Annotated in this window: 1 pseudogene; it reads left to right on the top strand. The window is 39.4% G+C overall.

Annotated elements, in window-relative coordinates:
- A pseudogene (locus tag HMPREF9304_RS12960) lies at positions 1-767 on the top strand (MobV family relaxase); the annotation flags it as partial.
- Positions 768-908 lie beyond the last annotated feature (141 nt).

Below are 908 nucleotides of genomic sequence, written 5' to 3'. Positions count from 1 at the left end.
ATCAAAAACTACAAATTTCAAGGAATAAGGTTACACTGTCAGAACAAGAAAAAGCGATTAAGCATGGAGAAGCAAGATTGAAAGGTTTGAGTACTATGATAGCTAATCTTGAAAGTCATAAGAACGATTTATTAAAAGAAATTGAAAGATTAGAAAACGATGTCAAGGCTGGAAAAATTACCAAGGAACAGGCAGATGCTGAACGTGCGAGAATTATCGCTGATATTGAAAAAACAAAAGGAAAAATTATTGACAAACAAGAAAAACTTGCAGAAGCAGAAAGAAAGCTTAAATTGGTGAAAGGACTGACCGAGACCACCGAAGAACGATATAAGGAAATAAGGAGTGACATACACTCTATTGCACCGAACTTGAACACACAAGCCTTACATGAAATGCAAGCTGTTGGCTGGAATATGGCCTCGATAGAAGCACAAAAGTCTTATAGTAAATTTAATGCTTATCGTGAGTCTCTTCCGCAGGAACAGAGAGCTGCATTCGATAAAGCTACAGAAAACCTTTCAGAAGGGTCTGTCTTCGAACAGATGGCAGAAAATTCAAGCCAAGTGACGTTGGTTGCAACAGCCCTTTTTCTTGGATATCTCGATAAGGCAACGGCCATTTCGGAGAGTGCTGGAGGTGGAGCCGCCCCAAAAGGAGGCTGGGGAAAGAAACCCGACGAGGATGATATGGCTTTCCGGCAACGCTGCTTCCTTATGGGGATGCACATGTTGAAATCGGGTAAAAAACGAAATGTCAAACGGTAACGCTGTTATTTTTTTTTGGTGGTGATATTGTAGGGCATAGAGGAATGAACTATGTAATTGGTTATAATGTGAAGTAATATGGATAATAAAACTCAAATGTATCATGTTAGGTTTGTATATGATCCAACGGGAACTCATCAA

This window comes from Hoylesella timonensis S9-PR14, assembly GCF_000762405.1.
GTDB classification, from domain to species: domain Bacteria; phylum Bacteroidota; class Bacteroidia; order Bacteroidales; family Bacteroidaceae; genus Prevotella; species Prevotella timonensis_A.
The sequence above is the reverse complement of the archived record's forward strand: the minus strand, read 5'-3'. Positions and strand labels throughout refer to the sequence as shown.